Below are 20,500 nucleotides of genomic sequence, written 5' to 3' on the forward strand. Positions count from 1 at the left end.
GTCATCTGCCTTGAAATTCATCATCCCATTTTGTGACAATCTGAAAGTGCACAGGAACCTTTTTAGAACAGATACTTGTTTTCTATCGTTCAATCACTTAGAATATAGCTCAAGGAGGGGTTTTCTTTGAAATGCGAGATCGGAACTTTTGCAAAGTTTGTCGTTCCTGTTGAGGTTAAGATCAATGCAACCGGTGAATGGATAGCCTACACGATCAAGAGGATTGTCCCAGAGGAGAACAAAACACTCAGGCAGATTGTCGTTGAAAACCTCCAGACAAAGAGCAAATTCTATCTTCCCGAGAACACGAGTAGACCCAGATTCTCTTTGGATGGCAAAAAGATGGCTTTTCTGAAAAAGCAAGACGACAAGGTGAGCTTGTGTCTTCTGGAGCTGGATCATCTTTCGACAAAAGAGATATTGACCTGTGATGGTATTTCTTTCCTGGCTTGGTCAGAAGATTCAAGAAAGCTTGTTCTTGCGCAACCTAAGAAACGCAGAGATGAAGAGCTTTTCTTCGAAGAGACAGTACCGATCTGGTTTGATGGTAAAGGTTTTTTGGACAGCGCAAGAGATTTGATACAAATCATCGATGTTGAGAGCAATCAAGTGGTCGATCAGTTTGAAGAGAATAACCTTGTCAATGTATTTTTCTTTAATGATTCGATCTTGTACGCGGTGGCAGATCAGAAAGAACCTTTCATCAAGTTTGATGTCTTTCTTTACAGCAAGGGTGAAAAAAAGAACTTGTTGGAGAAGAAAGGGCTCATACCAACGTCAGCAAGGGACGGAAAGATAGTCCTTCTTGGCAGAGAGAGCAAAGATCATTTTCAACATGAATACGTCTATCTGTACGATGGTCAATTGCATTCCATCACTGAAAAGTATGGTTTGAACAACGCTGGTCACGTTGGAGCTGAGATATGGACAGCCGAAGGTGAAAGTAACCCTGTGATAGCAGAAGACGGCATTTACTTCAAGAGTGGCTTTCACGGTACAATTCTTCTGCAGAAGGCAGATTTTTCTGGTCAAGTCAGCACTTTGTTTTCAAGAAGCGGTGTCGTAACAACCTTTGATGTCAACATGAAAGGTGATGTTGCTTTTGTCTATGTAGATTCACTCACACCAGCCGAGGTTTACGTGCTAAATTCTGGGCAACTGCAAAAAATCACCGCTTTGAATGATGCTGTTATCTCAGAATTGAAAGTTAAGCCCTTGGAACATTTCACCTACGAGAGTTTTGATAAGATGCCTATCGACGGCTGGTACATAAAACCTGACAATACACCTGCGCCAATGGTGGTATTCGTCCACGGTGGTCCAAAGGGTGCATATGGCGAGTGCCTCTACTTTCTTGGTCAGCTACTCGCTCAAGAAGGCTTCTATGTTCTCTACACAAATCCTCGTGGAAGTGACAATTACAGTGAAGAATTTGCAACCGCTGTCAGAGGTAAGGTTGGCTTAGAAGATTTCAAAGACATCATGGCGGGTGTTGAATGGTTAATGAAGAAAGAACCAGTCACCTGCGCTGGTATCACTGGCATTAGCTATGGTGGTTTCATGACAAACTGGGCTATCACGCAGACGGATTTCTTCAAAGCCGCGGTGAGTGAAAATGGCATAAGTTATTGGTTCACAAGCTATGCATTCTCTGACATCGGATTTTGGTTCGACAAAGCGCTGATCGGAGAAGACCCTCTGAGCTGTGAAAACTATCGAAAACTCAGCCCAATCTTCCATGCCAAGAGCGTCAAAACACCCCTCTTGCTGATACACAGCCTGGAAGATTACAGATGTCCGTTAGATCAGTCGCTCATGTACTACACAGTTTTGAAAGACCTTGGCAAGGAGGTTTACATAGCCATCTTCAAAAAAGGTGCACACGGTCACAGTGTACAAGGTAGCTACAAACACAGATTGAAGAGGTACAAATTGATCATAGAGTTCTTCAAACAAAAACTTCTGCAGAGGTCTACAACCTTTGACTCAACTGAGGTTTTCAAATAAAAAGGTGGGCACGTCCCCACCTTTTTTAGATCACATCTTTATGCCCTCAAAGTTCTCTTTAATGACATTCAGAAGTCTTATGGTTTCATTCACACTATCGAGTACTACCTTGAGTTGTGCAAAGAAGTTCTGAATGGAAGAACTGATCTCCTCTGCCGTAGCTGAACTTTCCTCTGATATTGCCAAAAGGTTCTGTATGCTGCTGGTGATGTTTTGAAGGTTCGTAGCCTGAGAGTTGAGCGTTTCAATCAATATCGAGAGCTTGTCAGAGATCTTCGAAATCACATCACTCGACTGTTTATTTCTCTCAGAGCTTTCAAGCAGTTTCTTGGATTGTTCTTTCATCTCGTTGAACTCAGCTTGAATACTCTTACCGAGCTGATCTATACCTGAGGTGATGGAACTGAGAAACTCAGAGATCTTTGCAGCCGAAGATCTGCTCTCTTCGGCGAGCTTTCTTATCTCGTCGGCAACGACGGCAAAGCCACGTCCTGCCTCACCACTTCTCGCTGCTTCGATCGCGGCATTGAGTGCAAGTAAGTTTGTCTGTTCTGCGATGCTCGACACAGTTGTTGCTACCTGCATGATCAAACTTGCCTGATCCTGGAGTTTTCTTCCCTCTTCGACAAGCTGAGAGAACCTTTCACTCATCTTGACGATACCGTCTGCCGAGTTCTCCACGTTCTGTGCCGAATTGACAATCAACAAGACTGCCTCGTTCAATGATTTCACTATCTGCGTCTGTTCATTGATTATAGAAGTAATCGTATCAACATTCGTGCTAACCGCATTTGAGATCCTCTCTGTATCGTTGCTGATCTGTACTGCAGTGTTTGCAATCTCGTTTGATAGTGCTCCCATTGTATCAAGTTGTTCTTTCATTGCATTCACCGCCGTGACAACTCTTTCGGAATACGAACTCATCTCTTGGACATCTCCAGATATGCCCAGCAGGACTTCTTTTATTTTGTCAATGGAGTTCATCAAAGCCTGTGACAGCTCAGAAAACTCAGTTGCCCCTGCCATGGCAAGCGGGGCATCTAAATCGGACTGAGAGACACGCTTCAAAGCATTTTCAATAGCACTCTTACCCTTCCTGAAATCAAACATTCCCAGAAGAGATAGAACAAAACTCGCTGCAGCTACCACTCCTGACTTCAGGAAGATACTGCCTGGCAGAAAGGAAAAGACCAGATAACTCAAGGCAAAAACGTAAACTGGTAAAAGAAAACCGTACACAGAAAAAACAGACCTCAGGAATCCCAACCCAAGAATCGTTAAACTGAGCATCTTTTCGAAAACACCATAAGATTTCGTCGCTCTAACCTCAACCTCAAGATAGTTCTGCCCATCCACAGTACCTTCAGATGTTATCTTGTATTCTATAGGATCTTTGAAAAACTCCGATGCGCTCTCCATCAATCCCAAGAAATACCTCTTAAAGCTCCTCTTAGACTGATATCTTATGGTTGCCTCTTTGTCACTCTTGAGACTGAAGAAGACACGTGGAGGCGTTGCACCTTTTATTCTTTTGGTCAAGACTCTATGCACGGCATCCATGGCAGCCATGAAAGAGAGGAAACTGGGCTTTTTGAAAAACTCAGGATAGTGATCGAAAAAGGTGTACAGATTTTCCTTTCCGGTCTTGTACCAAAGTTCATCAAGGCTCAGACCTTTCGACTGGGCAATCTGTTTTGACATATTTACTGGCAGATCGTCTGGCACATCGTCGAGTGGACTGTAAACGTGGTCTGGCTTCAAACCAAAAGAGTTCTTGATCTTTTCAACAAAATCTTTGCCGTAAAGCTTTGACCAAGTTTGCATCCAAACGTTTACAACGAAGCCCTTCAAGGTTCTCCCTCCCTTCAGTCTTTGATGCTCATTTGATCAAAGATATTGGTCTCTTTGCCAAAGAAATCTTCAAACAAGTGGCTGAAATTACCAAAGACAAAACCGTTTTTGACCAACTGCTTTAGTTTCCCGAAGACAACTTCATCCATTCTACCAGCGCCAACCTCTTTCTCAATTATATCGAGTGCTTCGGTCTGACTGAGTGCTTTCCTATAAGGTCTTTCCTCGATCAGTGCTGAAAAAACGTCACTCATCTGAAGAATTCTCATATACAAATTTATCTGATCCTTCTTCAATCCGTAAGGATATCCACATCCAGACGCTCGTGATGAGATGAACTGACCAACCAAAAATCTTTAAGTCCACTCTTACAAAGCACTTTCTTAGTTTGAACCACGTGCATGCGCATTACGATGAGCTCACTCTCATTTAGAGAACCTTTCTTGTGCAATACCTCCAGTGGTGTTGTCACCTTCCCTATGTCGTGCAAAAGAGCGGCAATGTTCATAAAATTGGCATCTCTTTCTGTCATCAGCTCAACAGTGAGTTGTTTAGCAGTTCGCGCAACCGAGAAGGTGTGACTTCGCGTGTAAGGGCTTCTCAAATCAAGCAAAGCAGCGATAAGCTTTGCCGCTGGCTCAAAATCTTTACACGAGAGCTGTGTACAGACTTCAAAGTTAGTCTCACCATCGAAGAGATCTGCTAAGATTTTGTAGTCTTTCAGAGTATCGAGGGTAGCTTTCTTGACATCGTTATTAAGGCTACGATCTTTTTCGACAGAACTGATCATCATTTCTATCAGCTCTGGAGCAAGAATTCCATCACTGTGCTTTAGAAAGATCAAAGAGACCAAATCGGCGGCTTTGATACAATTAGCCAAAAGTGCCAAATCATCTTCCAGAATGGCGTCGTAGGGTGTGTGATGGTAGATCAGAGCCTTTGAACAATCAGTATCCAGAAAATTTATGTGAGAAGCTATGAGGTAAGATATGAAGGAATGTCGGTCTTTCTTATCGAACTCGATCACCAATTTTTCTAAATCAGGGATATTTCTGAAAGTGTCAACAAAAAGCTCGTAGTTTTCAATCGATGCCTTGATGACAAGACCCGTATCGTGTAAGAGCCCTGCAAGATAAACTTGATCAGCATCTTTCGGCAGACCAAGCAACCGCACAAGATGCCTGGCAAATTTCGCAACGTGGAGTGAATGCAACATAATGTTTCTGTACTCGTACACATCGAAGCTTGCAAGTATGTCAACAAATGCTTTGAGTGGTATCTGCTTGAGTTCTTCCAGCTCTATCACTCCCTTTATTTGTTTAATTATAGCATGATAGAGCTACAAGACGTCGTCTTGTTAGGATAGAATCGAGTGTTTGAATAAGCAAAAAGACCACGTAGCTCTTACACACAAAGCTACGTGGGAACGCAAACTTGGCTATAGGGGTTTTGATTAGAATCTTATAGAAATGCCTATCAGAAGGTATATTCTTCCACTAAGAGAGTACTCACAACCGGTGAGAACATAGAATTTTTCTGAAACCTTGATTTTACCGTCCATCCAGAAGTTGATCTCTGAGTCGTTGTAAGCACCAAGAGTCAGCACAAGGCTGTCGAAGTCGAGGATTGCACCAACCTTCCAGGTGGGTTCAACAAACTTTAGATCTAATACAGAGAGCTTAAAGGGATAGAATTCTGCAAAAAGCGTTAATACTTCTGACAGCTCTGAATAATCGGAGACGCCAAGCGCGACATAAAAATCCCCATCGTACAGAAATCTTACTCCTGCCCTCAGACCTTCTTTGCTCACAAGAGCCTCTAACCCCGTCATGAAATTCAACGGCATGATCAACACCTTTGAAAGAACTGTGACTGAATCATTCAGCCATATTGATGTACCTACTTTTCCACTGTACTGAGCAAAATCGGTGAAAAGAAAACCATAAAACTCACTGTCCTGATGAGCGGGTGAATGAGTGAAGAGGTTGACAAAGTCATCCACACTGGCTACCTTGTAGAGATTCTCCTTTGGCAATTCGTTGATAAAAGAGGCTCTTGCATAGATCGCAAAGTACTCAATGCCATCATGTGTCTTCAAGGTGAGCAAAGAGACCGGTGAAAAATCTGGACTGATCCACAGTTCGCTGTCAAAGGTTGTCGGACTGTAGGGGTCTGAGATTACGATCTTTGTCTGAATCTTCCTGTCAGCAATGCTCAAAGGGGTTAGTTCTATTCTCAACCCTGTTCCTGTTGTGACACCGGTTCTCAGCGACAACTCATCGATCCTTGCAAAGATCACAGCAGATCTTCCCAGCAAAGTTGAAACCCACGGTCTTGCCGATGTTACTGTTTTCTCGTGTTTGGTTCCAACCTCTATTGTTGCAGTGATGAAGGGGATTTTCAGCAAAAGTTCCATCACCGCAGGCTCGTAGGTGACTCTAAATTGAAATGCCGAGGGATCTGGTTTACTGATCTCTATCTCTTTTAACCCAAGTTTGGTGACAGTTTCATCACTCATACGCACAACCTCAAGTTGATAGACAACTGTTTGCTGTGAAAAAGTTAAGAAACAGAGTGTGAGAAACATGAAGATGAGCAATAATGTTCTTCCCATCTGAACACTTCCTCACAGTGCTTCTGCGCTCAGAAATATCACAAGTTCTCTGCTGCTCTCACTGTCAGACTTGACGCCAAATAAGTATCTCAAAATAGGAATGCTACTCAAAAAGGGAAATCCGACGTAGGAGTCCGATGATTTTTCCACAGTCAGTCCGCTGATCACGACCGTTTGACCACTCTGTATGCAGAGTGTGGTTGAAAGTTCGCTCCTCTTGGTAGAAAGAGAACTGGTAGTTTGAGCCGTTGTGAAATGACTCACATTCGGTGCAACGGAGATCTCCAGTTGGTTCTCCCCAACCACTCTCGCTGTGATATCGAGTCCAACGCCCACATCAATGGTTTGGGTTGTTGCCGTCCCTCCAGCTGGTTGAATGATGATGATCTCCCTTTGTCCTACAAAGAGTCTCGCAGGCTTGTTCTCCTGGACGATGATCCAAGGATCTGCCTTTATCTTGGCTTTTTGTTGTTCTTCGAGAGCTTGAATTCTGGCTACAATCGTTCCAAAGACATTTGTCTGAACAGACAGAACTCCAGAAACCAGCCCCAGTGCGGTCGTCCAATCTTCGTTGAGTTGCTGATTTGCCCCAAAGGTGTACCCCACTTGATCCAATCCCAAGTTTGTCATGGCATCCTTCGATATTTCGGTCACAACTACACTGATCTTCACCTGCCTTGCCGGAAGATCCATTTTCTTGAGGTCTTCTTCAAATCTTTCTATGATCTGCTCAGGCGCGGTGATTGTGATCAGATTATTCTGCGTGTCTATTTTGATGAATGGTTCGTAAAAAGATGGCAGCAGGTTTTTGATCGAATCTACCTTGATGTAATTTGGTTTGATGGTTTTGGTCTGCGCAAGATATCTAAAGGCTGGGTTCTTTGGGTCTGGTGCACCGACAAAATAAAAGCCATCTACCTTTATGAAGGTGTATCCACCGGGCATCAAAATCATCTTCAGTGCCTTTTCCAAAGGAACATCACTCAGTTCCATAGTTACAAAGCCGCTGACCGTAGTATCTGCAATGATCGGAACTCCAGTTTGAGCAGATATGTCTGCGAGTGCATCGAGTATGTAAGTGTCCTGAAAGAAATTCGAGACAAGTGGTTCTTCCTCTGCGAAAAACATAGCAGCAACCATCAAAAAACAGGCGATCGCGATGAGTTTTTTCATTTCCCCTCTCCCCCTTCTATCTTAATAGTGCTCTTGAGCAAGATTGGCTCATTTGCACCAAAATCTATCCTGGCAACGATATCGTATTCACCTGGCTCAAGCTTAATGGGTATCGTGACTCCGAAAAACCTTTCCGTTCCCGGGAGGATCGGAGTCTCCTCGGTATAAGATGCGCTGGCAAGCCTTTGAGTTGTAGCGGGCAATATAATTCCACTCTCTTCTTCCTTTGGAGGTATTCTCCTCTCCACGCCAATAGTTATCGAAGGCAACAGGTGTATAGTGCCCGTGTTCTGAACCACTAAATCAACATCGAGTCCCTGTTCGGCAAGTTGTATCAGATGAAAGTCTGCCGTGAGTTTTCTGATAATCGTATCGTCGGAACCAACGTAGACCAAGAGATTTGCTCCAAATTCCGTCTTGATCGTCTCTGAAGCAGATGAAAAGATCAGATCGAAGTAGTAACCTCCAAGTGCTTCTTTCGGTGGGTTGGCTGTTATTCTGATCCGCCTGCTTTGGTTGGGCTTGAGCTGAAAAGAACCAGGATTGACTTCTACCCATTCAGGAGCCTTTGTTCTCTCTTCCACTGGAACTATCTCACCATATGCGTCGTATTCAAGGGGGTAAATGAAAGTTGTGATGTTGGCTGCTTGTTCTCCTCTGTTGGTGATCTCCACCGTAGTACTTCTAAAAGTACCTGGCAGAGTCTTTAACTCTATGTTTCCCGGGTCAATGTAGAACATTGGTGCCTCAGATGCCTTGGTCTGTGAGATCTTTGCCCCACCTTCCTCAACCATAAATTGTGTCTCTATGATGGCAGGTCTATGACCGCCGTAGTAGATCACGCCCTTTGCGCTGTAGGTTCCTGGTGGGAGTTGCTGGAGAGTGATGCTTCTGATCTTCACTTTTGCTTCGGGTAGAATGATCCCTTTACCTGCACCGAGCGGTATCTTGCTGACAGTTCTGCCTTCCATTGTCTTTATTGTGAGTTCGCCGGTCACCTCGATGTGTATGTTGCTCTTGTTCACTACCGTCACACTGAAGACATTGGCATCTGTGCCGAGCGTTTCTTTGATCTCAACCAGCGATGGGATATCACTTATCTTCTGAACTTCGATTTCTGTTGCGTACGCTTCTATCCTCTTTCGACCTGCCTCGACTATCAGCTCCAGAAAACTCGGCAGTTGGAACTGAAACTGTGCCGCGATGCCCATAGCCTCTGGTAACACTTCAGGTTTCTGAGATGGGGGCGTTATTCTGAAGACTATCGCTGCATACCTTCCGCCGACCGTGCCCCTTGGCACCGTCACTTCGACGGTGATAATCTGCCCACTTGCCGGTTGTATGGTGAACTTCGCTGGAGAGACCTTTATCCACTTTGCAGCCGAGTATGCTGTGCTACCAGCTTGTGCGACACTGTAACTTCCCTCTATGTCTTGCACTACGTCTGCCACCAGGACTTCTACACCTACCGCATTGAAGTCATCGCTGTTTTCAAGAAAGATGTTGTAACTGAACTTATCACCCTGAGAGACTGTTTTTGTGAGAATCATTGGATCGAGTCTCAAGTTGAATGTTCCCTGTGAGAATGCCAAGTTTGCGATTAGAAAAACCATCAAAGATAAAACCATCTTTTTCAAAGTGCTCACCCCTTATCTTTTTCTTAAAAACAGTAGGGGGATAACCCCCTACTTTGGCAAACCTTTCAAACTCAAATTTCGTAACTCAGAGTCTTAGAAATTGAATCCACCAGTGTCTGGGTTGATCCAAGGCTTGATCCTCTGCAGTGTGATAGTTACTGTACCACTTGCATAGTAGTTGCATGCCGAGTTGCATTCAACAACCATGATCTTATTCCAAAGTTTTCTGCTGATCCCCTCGTGCAAATCTGCACTGTCTGGTATGAAAACAGAAAGCTCATTCAGTTCTTCTGCACTTGCCATCTGTTCAATTTCCTCTGGCAGATTGCCCAGACCGTAACCATACCATGCGTCAACGGTGTCTTTCACGTGTGTGAAAGTCGAGGCATAGGTTGGGCTTTCAAAACCACTGAAGCTGATGACGATTTCTCCGTTGCTCTGAATGAAGAAGCTGATGCAGTCAGTGATGTAGGTTCCAGGTTTTCTTACATACCATGTCCATTTTCTTCCATCGAGCTGCCAGTTGATCCATTGTGCCACCTGAACTTCGGTCTCAATGTCTACTGTCCAGTTCTTCTTGTTGCACGATCCATTCGCTGCTCCAGATTTGAATGCTCTTGCCTCTGCAAACGGATCTGTCATGCTCAGTGCTACCCATTCACCTTCTACGTCCTTCCAGACCGTGAGTTGACTGAGTCCATTTTCAACAGCAAATGCTGAAACGACGAGTAAAGCCACTAACACCAAAAGCAATTTCCTCATAAAAGTTCCCTCCTTTTCACCCTCTTGGGTGAGATTGTAGTAGAAGTTATCGATTTTTTCCCTTCAACGAGATTCGATGTAAACTTTTGTGTTCTGGAGCGTGAAGGTTATCGTGCCTACATTTGTGTAAATACCCGACGACTGAGTCTGCAGATTCACAAGCTGATAGAGATTCAAGGAAGACGAACCAGAACCCAAGATCACAGATTTGTTGTTCAGATCGTAGGCGTTTGTCCAGTCAGAAGGATCAGGAAAATCACTTGCAAGGGCGTACTGAACACCTATTCTTTCAAGCCCTATCCCCCCTTGTGGCTGAAGGTTATCAAAATTGCTGAAGGTGATCGCAACTTGCCTCGAAGCGTTCACCGTTATCTGAAATGCATTGGTCGCATAGACACCGGGTTTTCTCAGATACCAGAGTGCCTTAGTGTTCGATATCGCCACACACATATCCGATGGAGGATCTCCACCTGCCCACGCTGTTTCAGAATCACCGTTCTTCCTCACCGACAGATGAAACAAGATGTAGATCTTTTGTCCAGCCTCATAGATGCCTGAGTAAGGAACACTGTATCTGTAGCTGTTCGTTGGTGGATTATGAGTCATCTTGTAGGGAAAGAGCCCTGGATTCTGATTGCCTGTTGGCTGCTGGTCACTTATATTCAGTTGTGATTCAACTGCAAGCCAACCGCCAGCCAACTCAAATTCGACGTAGATCTTTTCGTCATCGTTCCAGACAGTGGTTGTTCCTATGTTGTACCTTTGACCTGCGATCACTCCAAAGTAACCTTTGTTGTTCGCAATGTTTATCAAATACTCTATATAGTAGTACCACTGTCCCGCCTTTGTGACAAATTGATCGATCGCTGTTTTTTGCAGAGCTTCGGTTGGCTGTAAGACGATTGTTCCTTCGATTTGAAACGACACAGGGGCATTTGAGAGCCCATTCTGTGAAAGTGGGAAAACCGTTATTTCTGATTCATCGCTATTTGCAATTTTCCAAAGACCCGTAACTGAATCATATTTGTATACCTTTGGCGAATAACTAACAGCAACTGCGGTCATGAGAGCGAACAAAACTATTATTAACTTTCTGATATCGTTCTTACTTCTAAGAAATCCATGCACTCTCACAACCTCCTGCTAAGAATCTACTCAGGACGTTGAAAAAATATTGATAAAACCCTGACAATCTGCTAAAAATGTGCTAAAAATATGCTGAAAGAAAAGGTGAGGGGCGGGCTTCTGCCCACCCAAAAGGAGAGATTAAACGTAGGCAGTCAGATCAAATAAGCCATGACCACTGAGGTTGAAGACTATCACTTTTTGTCTTTTTTCTTCTTTTGCTTTTCTTGCTTCTCTGATAGCCCCAGCTATTGCATAGGAACTTTCAGGTGCTGGAACGATGCCTTCCAACCTTGCAAACACTCTCGCTGCTTCGAAAACTTCCTCTTGATCAAGCGCGATTGCCTCTATCAGCTTTTCGTTCAGCAACTTCGAAACGATCGGTGCGGCACCGTGGTAACGAAGACCTCCTGCGTGGATCTTTGGAGGGATGAAATCCTTTCCAAGTGTGTACATCTTTAAGAGTGGTGTCATGCCAGCGGTATCACCATAATCATATTCGTACCTTCCTTGAGTCAATGAGGGACAAGCGGTCGGTTCGCATGCCAAGAGCTTTATGTCTCTTCCGCTCAATTTGTCTGGTACGAAAGGCAAGATAGTTCCGCCGAAATTTGAACCTCCACCGTGACAACCGATTACGACATCTGGTTGCTCGTTGAGCACTTTCAACTGCTTTTTGATTTCCAAACCTATGACAGTTTGATGCAAGAGCACGTGGTTGAGCACACTTCCAAGTGAGTACTTGGTATTTGTATCGGACAGAGCAACTTCGATTGCCTCACTAATGGCTATTCCCAAGCTTCCGGGCATCTCGCCGTTCTTTTCGAGCAAAGACCTGCCAAAATTGGTTCGATCGCTGGGGCTTGGAACAACATCGCCACCGAAGAGCTTCATCAAATACTTGCGCATGGGTTTTTGTTCATAACTGATCTTCACCATGAAAACATTGACAGTTAAACCGAATTTCATTCCAGAATAGCACAGAGCACTTCCCCACTGACCTGCACCTGTTTCGGTGACTAGTCTTTCGGTACCAAAGATCTTGTTGTAGTAAGCCTGTGCGAGAGCTGTGTTGGTCTTATGGCTTCCAGTTGGACTTGCGCCTTCATACTTGTAGTAGATCCTCGCTGGCGTTTGCAGAAACTGTTCAAGATAAGTTGCTCTGAACAACGGTGTCGGTCTAAAGACGGCATACTCTTCAAGGATTGGCTCTGGAATGGGGATCTCACGTTTGTCACTGACTTCCTGTTCGATCAGTGGCATTGGAAAGATAGCAGACAGTGCATCTGGTGAAATCGGCTGTCTTGTCCTTGGATCAAGCGGAGGATCGAGTTTGAAAGGCAGGTCTGCCAAAACGTTGTACCAGTACCTTGGAATCTCCTCAACCTTTAAATCCACCCTGATTCTCATAAAGCCACCTCCTGATTGTTTGGAAATAAAAAAGGGGCTCTCTTGAATAAGAGAGCCCCAATCCAGTGCAGTACGTCAAAAGGGTACTACCCCACCGGACTGGGGCAGTACCACCACCATTGATTGCACACAACCGTGTTGCCAAATTCAAGTACCTTCACAACTAACAATTTATTACACTCCTTTGCCAGAATTGTACACCCAAAGGAGAACAAAGTCAAGTTTTCATTCAGAACACTCTGGGAAAAGGAACTGGAAGAGAGACTGGGTACTGTGGAATGATTGATGATCTATGACGGTAGGGATTATTTTGGGACAATCACTGCTCAGAACTACAACACAGGAACGACTATCCTTTGGAAAGATGTTCAATGAGAATGAAGTCTTTCAGATCAAGAAGGTCTTCAATTTCCTTGTAAAAGGATTTTCTCAAGGATACTTTTGCCATTTCACTTGAGAACGTTAAGAAAAGTTCGAATTTGTCATTGAAGAGGATCGATTCAACAAGCTTCAACTCTCTAATACTGGTTTTAATCTTTACACAGACTCGATGGTCTTCTTGTGTATCACCTTTTGATCTTGAGAAACTGTCTGACTTATTAAAGTCTTTTTAGCTCACTGACGATCAAGTTCTTACCCGGGTATTTCCTTATATATATAGATCATCGAGTTTGGTTTTCCCAACACCTTAGACCTATCCCAACTTTACGAAGGTGCCTTTGGTGGAACTCCCCGGGTGAGTTTTTCCACTATATAATATACGATCCCTCCAAGTAATAAGAGTTATGAAAAATCATTTAGAAACTGAAAAAGAGTGTATTTTCCAAACCATCAAGGCTGCTGATGAGGTTTTTGGAACTTAGTGGTATCTAATATCTTCCTGCAATCCGATCGCGGCTATAAGAGTGGTAAAATTGAAATGTTACTCTATGCGAACAAAAGGGGGAAAGACTGTGGAAAAACTGAAGATCGATGATTTTTTCGGCTACAAATATTTGTCGAACCTCAACTTTTCTCCAGATGGTAGGCATCTTGGCTTTGTACTTCATCGCAGCGATTTTGAAGAAAATCGATATCTTTCATCAATTTGGACCTACGAACTGGCAAGCGGTAGATTCACAGAGCTCACCACTGGCTTTCAAGAGAGTTCGTTCATTTGGATTGATGAAGAAACTGTATTGTTCCCGACTATAAGAGAAAAGAAGGACAAAGAACGTAAAGAAGCAGGTGAACCTCTCTCAGTTTTCTACAGAATAAAGATCTCAGGTGGTGAAGCACAGAGAGCTTTTGAAGTACCATTGCTGGTGAAACAGATAGAGGCACTTTCGGAAAACTCTTTCGTCTTAACGGCGATCTTTGAGAAGGATATGAATTTTGAGTGTGAAAAGAGAGAAGAGTTTTTGAAAAGGCAAAAAGAGGAAAAAGATTATCATGTTGTTGATGAAATACCATTCTGGTCCAATGGCAGTGGATTCACGAACAAGAAGAGAATCAGATTGTATTTGTTTGAGTTAGACAAAAATGAACTCACACCCATCAGCGATGAGTTGACAAATGTCGAACATTTTTCGGCGAACAAAGCGACTAAGCAAGTGTTGTTCGTGGGTAATACCTTCAAAGACAAAATGGAGATACGTTCAGATCTTTACATTTACGATATCGAGAAAAAGAGACTTTCTAAATTGACACACGAAGATCCATTCGATTATGTTTTCTGTTATTTCCTGGGAGAATCTATTGTTTTTGCTGGGACGAATATGAAAAGATACGGCATCAACGAGAATCCAAAGTTCTACACCCTTGATCCAGAGACACACGAAGTGAGAGTTCTTACTCCTGATCTTGATCTCAGCCTGCACAACAGTGTGAACTCTGACTGCCGGTACGGAGCTAACCGAACGAGCAAGACCGATGGAAAGTATCTGTACTTCCTCTCAACTCAATGGCACAGTTCATATCTCAACAGAATCGATCTTGACGGAAAGATAGAAAGACTCACTGCGGACAAAGGTTCGATAGATGGCTTTGATGTTCACGAAGGCAGGGTGATCTTTGTTGGTTTGAGAGAGATGAAACTTCAAGAACTCTACGAACTGCATGAAGGTGGCGAAAAGCAATTGAGTGTTTTCAACGAACGGATTAGCAGAGAAAAGAGTGTTGTAAAGCCCGAGAGATTCACCTTTCTGTCCAATGACGGCACAGTCCTGGAAGGTTGGATTATGAAACCTGCTGAGTTTGATTCGACAAAGAAGTACCCAGCGATACTGGATATCCACGGTGGTCCAAAGACAGTCTATGGTGAGGTTTTCTTCCACGAGATGCAGTTGTGGGCAAACGAGGGGTATGTAGTACTTTACACAAACCCGCGTGGTAGTGACGGCAGGGGAAATGAGTTTGCGGACATAAGGGGAAGGTACGGCACCGTTGACTACGATGACCTTATGAGATTTGTCGACGAAGCGATTGAGAGATATCCTTTCATCGATAGGGGCAGAATTGGTGTGACTGGTGGTTCTTACGGCGGGTATATGACCAACTGGATCATAGGTCACACAGATCGTTTCAGAGCGGCTGTTTCGCAGAGAAGTATAGCCAACTGGATTTCAAAGTTTGGCACAACAGACATAGGCTATTTCTTCGTAGAAGACCAACATCTTGCAACACCTTGGAGTGATTTTGAAAAACTGTGGTGGCATTCGCCGATGAAATACGCCGACAGAGTGAAGACACCCACCCTCTTCATTCATTCAGATGAAGATTACAGGTGCTGGTTGGTTGAAGCCATTCAGATGTTCACAGCTTTGAAGTACCATGGGGTTGAATCAAAGTTGGTGATCTTCAAGGGAGAAAACCACGAACTGAGCAGAAGTGGAAAACCAAAACACAGACTCAGAAGGCTCAAAGAGATAACAGAATGGTTCGACAAGCACTTGAAGTCGACTACCCCAGTTTAAAAACCACAGCTCTATCGGGCTACCTTAGACAAATCATGAAATCCTGGAGTGCTGTTAAAACTTCAGGATCTTTCGTGCAGGTTTAAACAGCACTAAGAAGGCTTACTGCTTGAGGAGTAATGCCGACGAAGCGATATGGAAAGGTAGTCAAAGTAGAGTTGTTCCATCATGCAGATGATGGGGTCTGTTGCGCTCGTATATGATGAAAGGTACTTATGCTCTGAAACCGTTACTATATCTTATTGATAAAATACCTTGACAGTTAAATTATTTAACGATATAATCTGCACGAAGATTCTATTTTGACAACTGGAGGATAAAGATGAAAAGATATCGAGCAACGGTTTTGTTCTTGCTTCTTTCTTTGATCTTTGGGGCATTTGCCTTTTTCAAAGGTAAGATCAACGCGGATTACATCGTTTTTCTTCCCGGTTATGAGCCAGGTCTAACGATACAACAGATCGACAACGAAGATTTGAGGGCTTTGCTGAGGGTTTCTGAAAGATTCTCAGACGGCACTCAGGTTGTTTTGATCCTGCAATCAGAGGATACCTTCTTTCGGGAAGAAGATGTCAGTGAACTTGTGAAACTTCAAGAAGAGTTGCTCAAATTAGAAGGTCTGAAAACTGTCCTGAGTGTTCTGAATTACACCTTTAGAACACCTTATTTCAACGGAAGAACGATCGATGAAAGAATAACAAAAGATCCTGAAGCAAAATCACTCATCTCAGAGGATGGAAAGTACATTCTGTTGAACTGTATGCTTCAACCAACTGAGGATGCCAGACCCATTTTGCGCAGAATAGAGAGTGTACTGAAAAACTATCAGAAATACTCACCGCTTGTTTTTGGACAAATTGTCATAAACGACAGTCTTTTCAGCGAGATCATAAAACAGATTTTGGTCTACCCAGCGTTGATGTTCTTGGCAATACTCGTTGTCTTCTGGCTGCAAACACGTTCTTTAAAGGCGAGTCTCCTTTCGCTTTTCATACCCTTACTCGCTACAGTCATAGTCTATGGGTTCTCGGCTCTGTTGGGTGTAGAACTCAACGTTATGACTGTGATGTGCGTCAGCTTTCTTCTCGTAATAGGTTCTGCTTATGGGCTACACTTTTACAACGGAGTTGTGCGCTTTGGAAAAGATGTGCGCAAGAAAATGTTTCGCCCGATATTCTTTTCTATGTTCACTACAGCTATTGGTTTTCTGTCTTTTCTGTTTGTGAAGATAACGGCGTTCAGACAACTGGGTCTGATGGTTTCATCTGGTCTTGGCTTGATCTTTCTCATGATTTTCACGGCTGGTTATGAACTCTATTACAACGAGAAAAAACAGTATTCCAACACCTTCACCTTCAAGCTGAAAAATCAGGTTATTGGAAAAATACTGATCTTTGCAGTTCTTTTGGTAGCTGTGATGACACCATTCCTTTTGCCTCGCATACAGATCGGCATGGATCAAGCTTCTTATTTTTCGAAGAACAGCGAGATTGGCAGAGCTATGAAGATACTCACCGAACAGTTCTCTTACCGTGAGCCGGTGTACATAATGATAGAAAAGGAGAGCTTTTTCACCGTGAAAGACAGTGAGAGAATTAGGCAAATACTCCAAAGGATCGATGCAGTAGAAGGTGTCACTTCTGTGCAATTTCCAATCTCATATCCGATTCCGACTCTTGCGATGCTCTCAAGAGTCCAGCCGGCGATAAGTTATTTCATAGCCGACGGTAAGACGGTAAGAATAGTCGCCAATATCACCGATGATGCGTACAGACAAGCTGGAAAGGTGAAAGAGAGAATGAACGACGCCTTGAAAGAGTTCACAGAGTATCGCTTCACCTTGGCAAGTACATCTTTCATAGTCGATCAAATAAATTCACAGATTCTCAAAAGCCAGCTCCAAAGTTTGTTCACCTCTTTGATCTTGATATTTCTCGCGATTCTAATTGCCTTTAGAAATATGTCGCTTTCTGTCACCGTGGCTGTACCGGTCTTTCTGACTGCGTTGTTCAACTTTGTATTCATGTATTTGATGAAACTCAGATTAGATATCGCAACTTCGATTGTAGCCAGTATCTTAGTTGGTCTTGTGGTAGACTATTCTATACACCTTGCACACGATTTGAGATTGACGAGAGACATATCAAAAACGATTACAAACATCGGCATGCCTGTTCTCACAAATGCACTTGGCTTAATTGCTGGGTTTTCTCTGATGTCTCTCTCAAAACTTGCTTTATTCAGAGATGTGTCGCTATTGCTGGCTCTGGGAATAGCCTTTGGTGTGTCTTTCACTATATTCTCTGAGCCACTCATCATGCAAAGGCTGGTGAAGAGGGTTGAGGCTGGACAGGTTCTTGTCAAACGCGAAGGTGGGAACAAGGAGTGAAGTGAAAAAGCTGATAAGGTCTGGTTCTGTAACGGTGAACGGTATCGTTGTAAAGGATGAAGCATATCACATTTGTGATAAAGACTTGGTGCAACTTTCAGGCACAGTCGTTAAGCCACACAGAAAAGTTTACCTTGTCTTCAACAAGCCGGCTGGGTATGTGAGCGATAGAACTGAAGATGAGGCTTCCATCTATGACTTAATCGATCATCCATACTCCGATGAACTTCAGGTAGCTGGAAGGTTGGACAAGGATGTCGAAGGACTGCTGATTCTTTCTAATGACGGAAGTTTCATTCACAGAATCATAAGTCCAAAGTGGCACGTTGAAAAGGAATACCTCGTGCACTTTGAAGGAGAGTTGACATCACATAAGATACAAGCTGTGAGCGAGGGTTTGGAAGTTGGAGTTGAAAGATTTAAACCTGCGAAGATAAGGCTGCTAACTCCTGGTCTGCTCAGTCTGACAATCAGGGAAGGTAAATACCACCAAGTCAAGAAGATGATGAAAGCCTTGGATTTGAAATACACAAAGATACAGAGGATCAGAATAGGCAACATAACTTTGGGTAATCTGAGGTTCGGAGAGTTTCGAGAACTCTCCGAACAGGAAATAAAGCTATTGTTCTTGAATCCTTGAATGAGATCGCACCCTTGATCTTGCATAGATGACGAGGACGATCAGTGTTAGAATAAATGGCAACATGTTGGTGATCTCTGAAGGTATTCTCAGCGATTGCAGGGTTATTCCAGAAGCTTCGGCAATACCAAACAATATGGCACCAAAGGCTCCAAAGAGTGCTGAACTTCCACCGAGAGCTTGTGCGGCAATCGCTATGAAACCTCTTCCAGAAGTCATATCCCTTGCAAACCAAGAAACATAACCCATCGAGAGAAATGCCCCACCGAAACCTGCGAAGATACCACTGAGAATCAGCGAGAGAAACTTCATTCTGTGGACCGAGATACCAACCGATACAGCGGCACCGGGGTTTTCTCCAACGGCTCTCATTCTGATGCCAAGCGGAGTCTTTTTCACCAAATAATGAACAACAAAAACAGAGATTATGGCTATATAAGTCAAGACGTTATGACCACTCAACACCCTACCAACAAAGGGTAAGTCCTTCAGGAACGGGATATCCAGCCTTGGGATCACGGCACTCTTGAGTGAAGCAGATGAGCCTTTGTCTCCGGTGATGAGGTAGAGCAGAAAAACTGTGAGACCTGAGGAAAGCAAATTCAGTGCAACTCCACCTATGACCAAATCTGTTTTCAGCTTCAGATGAAAGTATGCAAGTATTACTGCCATCATCGTTGAGGAGGCTATGCCTGCCAAAAGACCCAACCAAGGATTCTGTGCGAGCGAAGCAATTATCGTCCCCCAGAAAGCAGACATGAGCATCATGCCTTCGATACCTATATTGATCGTTCCTGTGATCGAACTCAACAGAGCCGCCATGACTCCAAACAGCAATGGTGTGGAAACTCTTATGACGCTGTACCAAAACTGTGGGTTGAGGAAATCACTCATTTTTCATCGCCTCTTTGGTAATCGCTCTTTGTTTGAATCTCTCAAGTAGAGCTTCTGCAGTTATCAACAGAATCATCAGACTCTGCAAAACCACGACGATCTCAGGTGCAACACCAGTGGTTCGACCCATGATGTTGGCACCGATGCGCAGATAGGCAATGAAAAGCGCACTAAGTATGACCAAGAAAGGATTGTTCCTCGCGAGTATAGCCACTATGATACCATCGAAGCCATAACCAGGTAAGGACTGCCATACAAACCGTCGGTACATCGCTGTCAATTCAATTCCCCCTGCAAGACCAGCTACTGCACCAGATAGAAGTTGTACCCAGAAACCGACCATCGACGTCTTTATTCCACTGTAGAGACTGAATTTCTTGTTGGCTCCGGTTGCTCTGATCTGGTAACCCCATTTGGTCCTGTAGACGATCAGACCAACAACGATCGCCAATGCAACCGATATGAAGATGCCACTGTTCAACCTGAAACGAGTTAGTGTTGAAAGCCAAGCACTTTGGGGAAATCTGTACGATACCAGTGCACCGGCTGTTTTATCGCGAAAGAAATTGTTCACGAGGAACAGAACGAAAAAGTACGAGATGTAGTTCATCATAAGAGATGAAACAAGTTCGCTTGCCTTCCACTTAGTCTTCAAGAAAGCGGGGACAAAAGCCCATAGAGCTCCAAAAAGCGCTGCGCCAAACAAGACAACCAAGATATGTAACCATGGTGTCTGTGGAAAGTACAGCGCAAAGATCATCGCACCAAAGGCACCAAAAAACAACTGCCCCTCGGCACCGATATTGAAGATCTTAGCCTGGAAGACCAAAGACAGCGCAAGACCAGTCATCATCAAAGGCACTGAGTTGTTCAGAAACTCGACAAATCTGCGTTGCGTTGTCAAAGGTCCTGTCAGGAACAGTTTGAAAGCTTCCATAGGTTCATCAGTACTGAAGAGAAGAAAGAGATAGCCGATCAGCAATGCTATGCCAACGGTTATGACAAACCTCACTAACTCGAGAATGGCAAGAGTTCTCTTCATAC

The 20,500-nt window shown here is 43.8% G+C and carries 13 protein-coding genes and 1 pseudogene; 4 read left to right on the forward strand and 10 right to left on the reverse strand.

Annotated features, from left to right (window positions below; genetic code table 11):
* Nucleotides 1-126: 126 nt before the first annotated feature.
* On the forward strand, nucleotides 127-2,007 hold the full coding sequence (locus tag ACSFC1_RS05395; RefSeq protein ID WP_435565096.1) for a prolyl oligopeptidase family serine peptidase: 1,881 nt from the start codon (nucleotides 127-129) through the stop codon (nucleotides 2,005-2,007).
* 30 nt (nucleotides 2,008-2,037) lie between these two features.
* Here ACSFC1_RS05395 and ACSFC1_RS05400 read toward each other — a convergent pair whose 3' ends face one another.
* From ACSFC1_RS05400 to ACSFC1_RS05435, 8 genes and pseudogenes are all read right to left on the reverse strand, one after another.
* A complete protein-coding gene (locus tag ACSFC1_RS05400) occupies nucleotides 2,038-3,858 on the reverse strand; it encodes a heme NO-binding domain-containing protein (protein ID WP_435565097.1) in 1,821 nt (606 codons plus the stop codon).
* 14 nt (nucleotides 3,859-3,872) lie between these two features.
* Nucleotides 3,873-5,074: pseudogene (locus ACSFC1_RS05405) on the reverse strand (HD domain-containing phosphohydrolase).
* A 237-nt stretch (nucleotides 5,075-5,311) separates the two neighbouring features.
* Nucleotides 5,312-6,472: a hypothetical protein gene (locus tag ACSFC1_RS05410; protein WP_435565098.1), complete on the reverse strand. Its 1,161-nt coding sequence runs from the start codon at nucleotides 6,470-6,472 to the stop codon at nucleotides 5,312-5,314.
* Between the two features lie 12 nt (nucleotides 6,473-6,484).
* Nucleotides 6,485-7,645 (reverse strand): type II secretion system protein GspD, encoded by a 1,161-nt coding sequence (locus ACSFC1_RS05415; protein ID WP_435565099.1) that lies wholly within the window; start codon nucleotides 7,643-7,645, stop codon nucleotides 6,485-6,487.
* Nucleotides 7,642-9,273, reverse strand: coding sequence for a BACON domain-containing protein (locus ACSFC1_RS05420; RefSeq protein WP_435565993.1), 1,632 nt, complete (start codon nucleotides 9,271-9,273; stop codon nucleotides 7,642-7,644). Before ACSFC1_RS05420 ends, ACSFC1_RS05415 begins: the two co-directional genes overlap by 4 nt.
* 102 nt (nucleotides 9,274-9,375) lie before the next feature.
* Nucleotides 9,376-10,044, reverse strand: coding sequence for a hypothetical protein (locus tag ACSFC1_RS05425; protein ID WP_435565100.1), 669 nt, complete (start codon nucleotides 10,042-10,044; stop codon nucleotides 9,376-9,378).
* Nucleotides 10,045-10,107: 63 nt separating this feature from the next.
* Entirely contained in the window at nucleotides 10,108-11,172 is a 1,065-nt protein-coding gene (locus tag ACSFC1_RS05430) for a hypothetical protein (protein WP_435565101.1), read from the reverse strand.
* 138 nt (nucleotides 11,173-11,310) lie between these two features.
* Nucleotides 11,311-12,579, reverse strand: a complete 1,269-nt coding sequence (locus tag ACSFC1_RS05435; protein ID WP_435565102.1) for a TrpB-like pyridoxal phosphate-dependent enzyme — start codon at nucleotides 12,577-12,579, stop codon at nucleotides 11,311-11,313.
* A 953-nt stretch (nucleotides 12,580-13,532) separates the two neighbouring features.
* Here ACSFC1_RS05435 and ACSFC1_RS05440 point away from each other — a divergent pair.
* The 3 genes from ACSFC1_RS05440 to ACSFC1_RS05450 all read left to right on the forward strand — a co-directional run bounded on the left by ACSFC1_RS05440 (nucleotide 13,533) and on the right by ACSFC1_RS05450 (nucleotide 18,562).
* Nucleotides 13,533-15,533, forward strand: coding sequence for a prolyl oligopeptidase family serine peptidase (locus ACSFC1_RS05440; RefSeq protein WP_435565103.1), 2,001 nt, complete (start codon nucleotides 13,533-13,535; stop codon nucleotides 15,531-15,533).
* Nucleotides 15,534-15,855: 322 nt separating this feature from the next.
* Nucleotides 15,856-17,922 (forward strand): efflux RND transporter permease subunit, encoded by a 2,067-nt coding sequence (locus ACSFC1_RS05445; RefSeq protein WP_435565104.1) that lies wholly within the window; start codon nucleotides 15,856-15,858, stop codon nucleotides 17,920-17,922.
* A 1-nt stretch (nucleotide 17,923) separates the two neighbouring features.
* Entirely contained in the window at nucleotides 17,924-18,562 is a 639-nt protein-coding gene (locus tag ACSFC1_RS05450; protein ID WP_435565105.1) for a pseudouridine synthase, read from the forward strand.
* Here the strand turns inward: ACSFC1_RS05450 and ACSFC1_RS05455 are convergent.
* A complete protein-coding gene (locus tag ACSFC1_RS05455; protein ID WP_435565106.1) occupies nucleotides 18,542-19,456 on the reverse strand; it encodes an ABC transporter permease in 915 nt (304 codons plus the stop codon). The genes ACSFC1_RS05450 and ACSFC1_RS05455 overlap by 21 nt on opposite strands.
* Nucleotides 19,449-20,498, reverse strand: a complete 1,050-nt coding sequence (locus tag ACSFC1_RS05460; protein WP_435565107.1) for an ABC transporter permease — start codon at nucleotides 20,496-20,498, stop codon at nucleotides 19,449-19,451. The genes ACSFC1_RS05455 and ACSFC1_RS05460 overlap by 8 nt, the downstream gene beginning before the upstream one ends.
* Between the last annotated feature and the right edge of the window lie 2 nt (nucleotides 20,499-20,500).

The sequence above is a fragment of the Pseudothermotoga sp. U03pept genome (genome assembly GCF_051235805.1).
In the GTDB taxonomy this organism is placed as follows: domain Bacteria; phylum Thermotogota; class Thermotogae; order Thermotogales; family DSM-5069; genus Pseudothermotoga_B.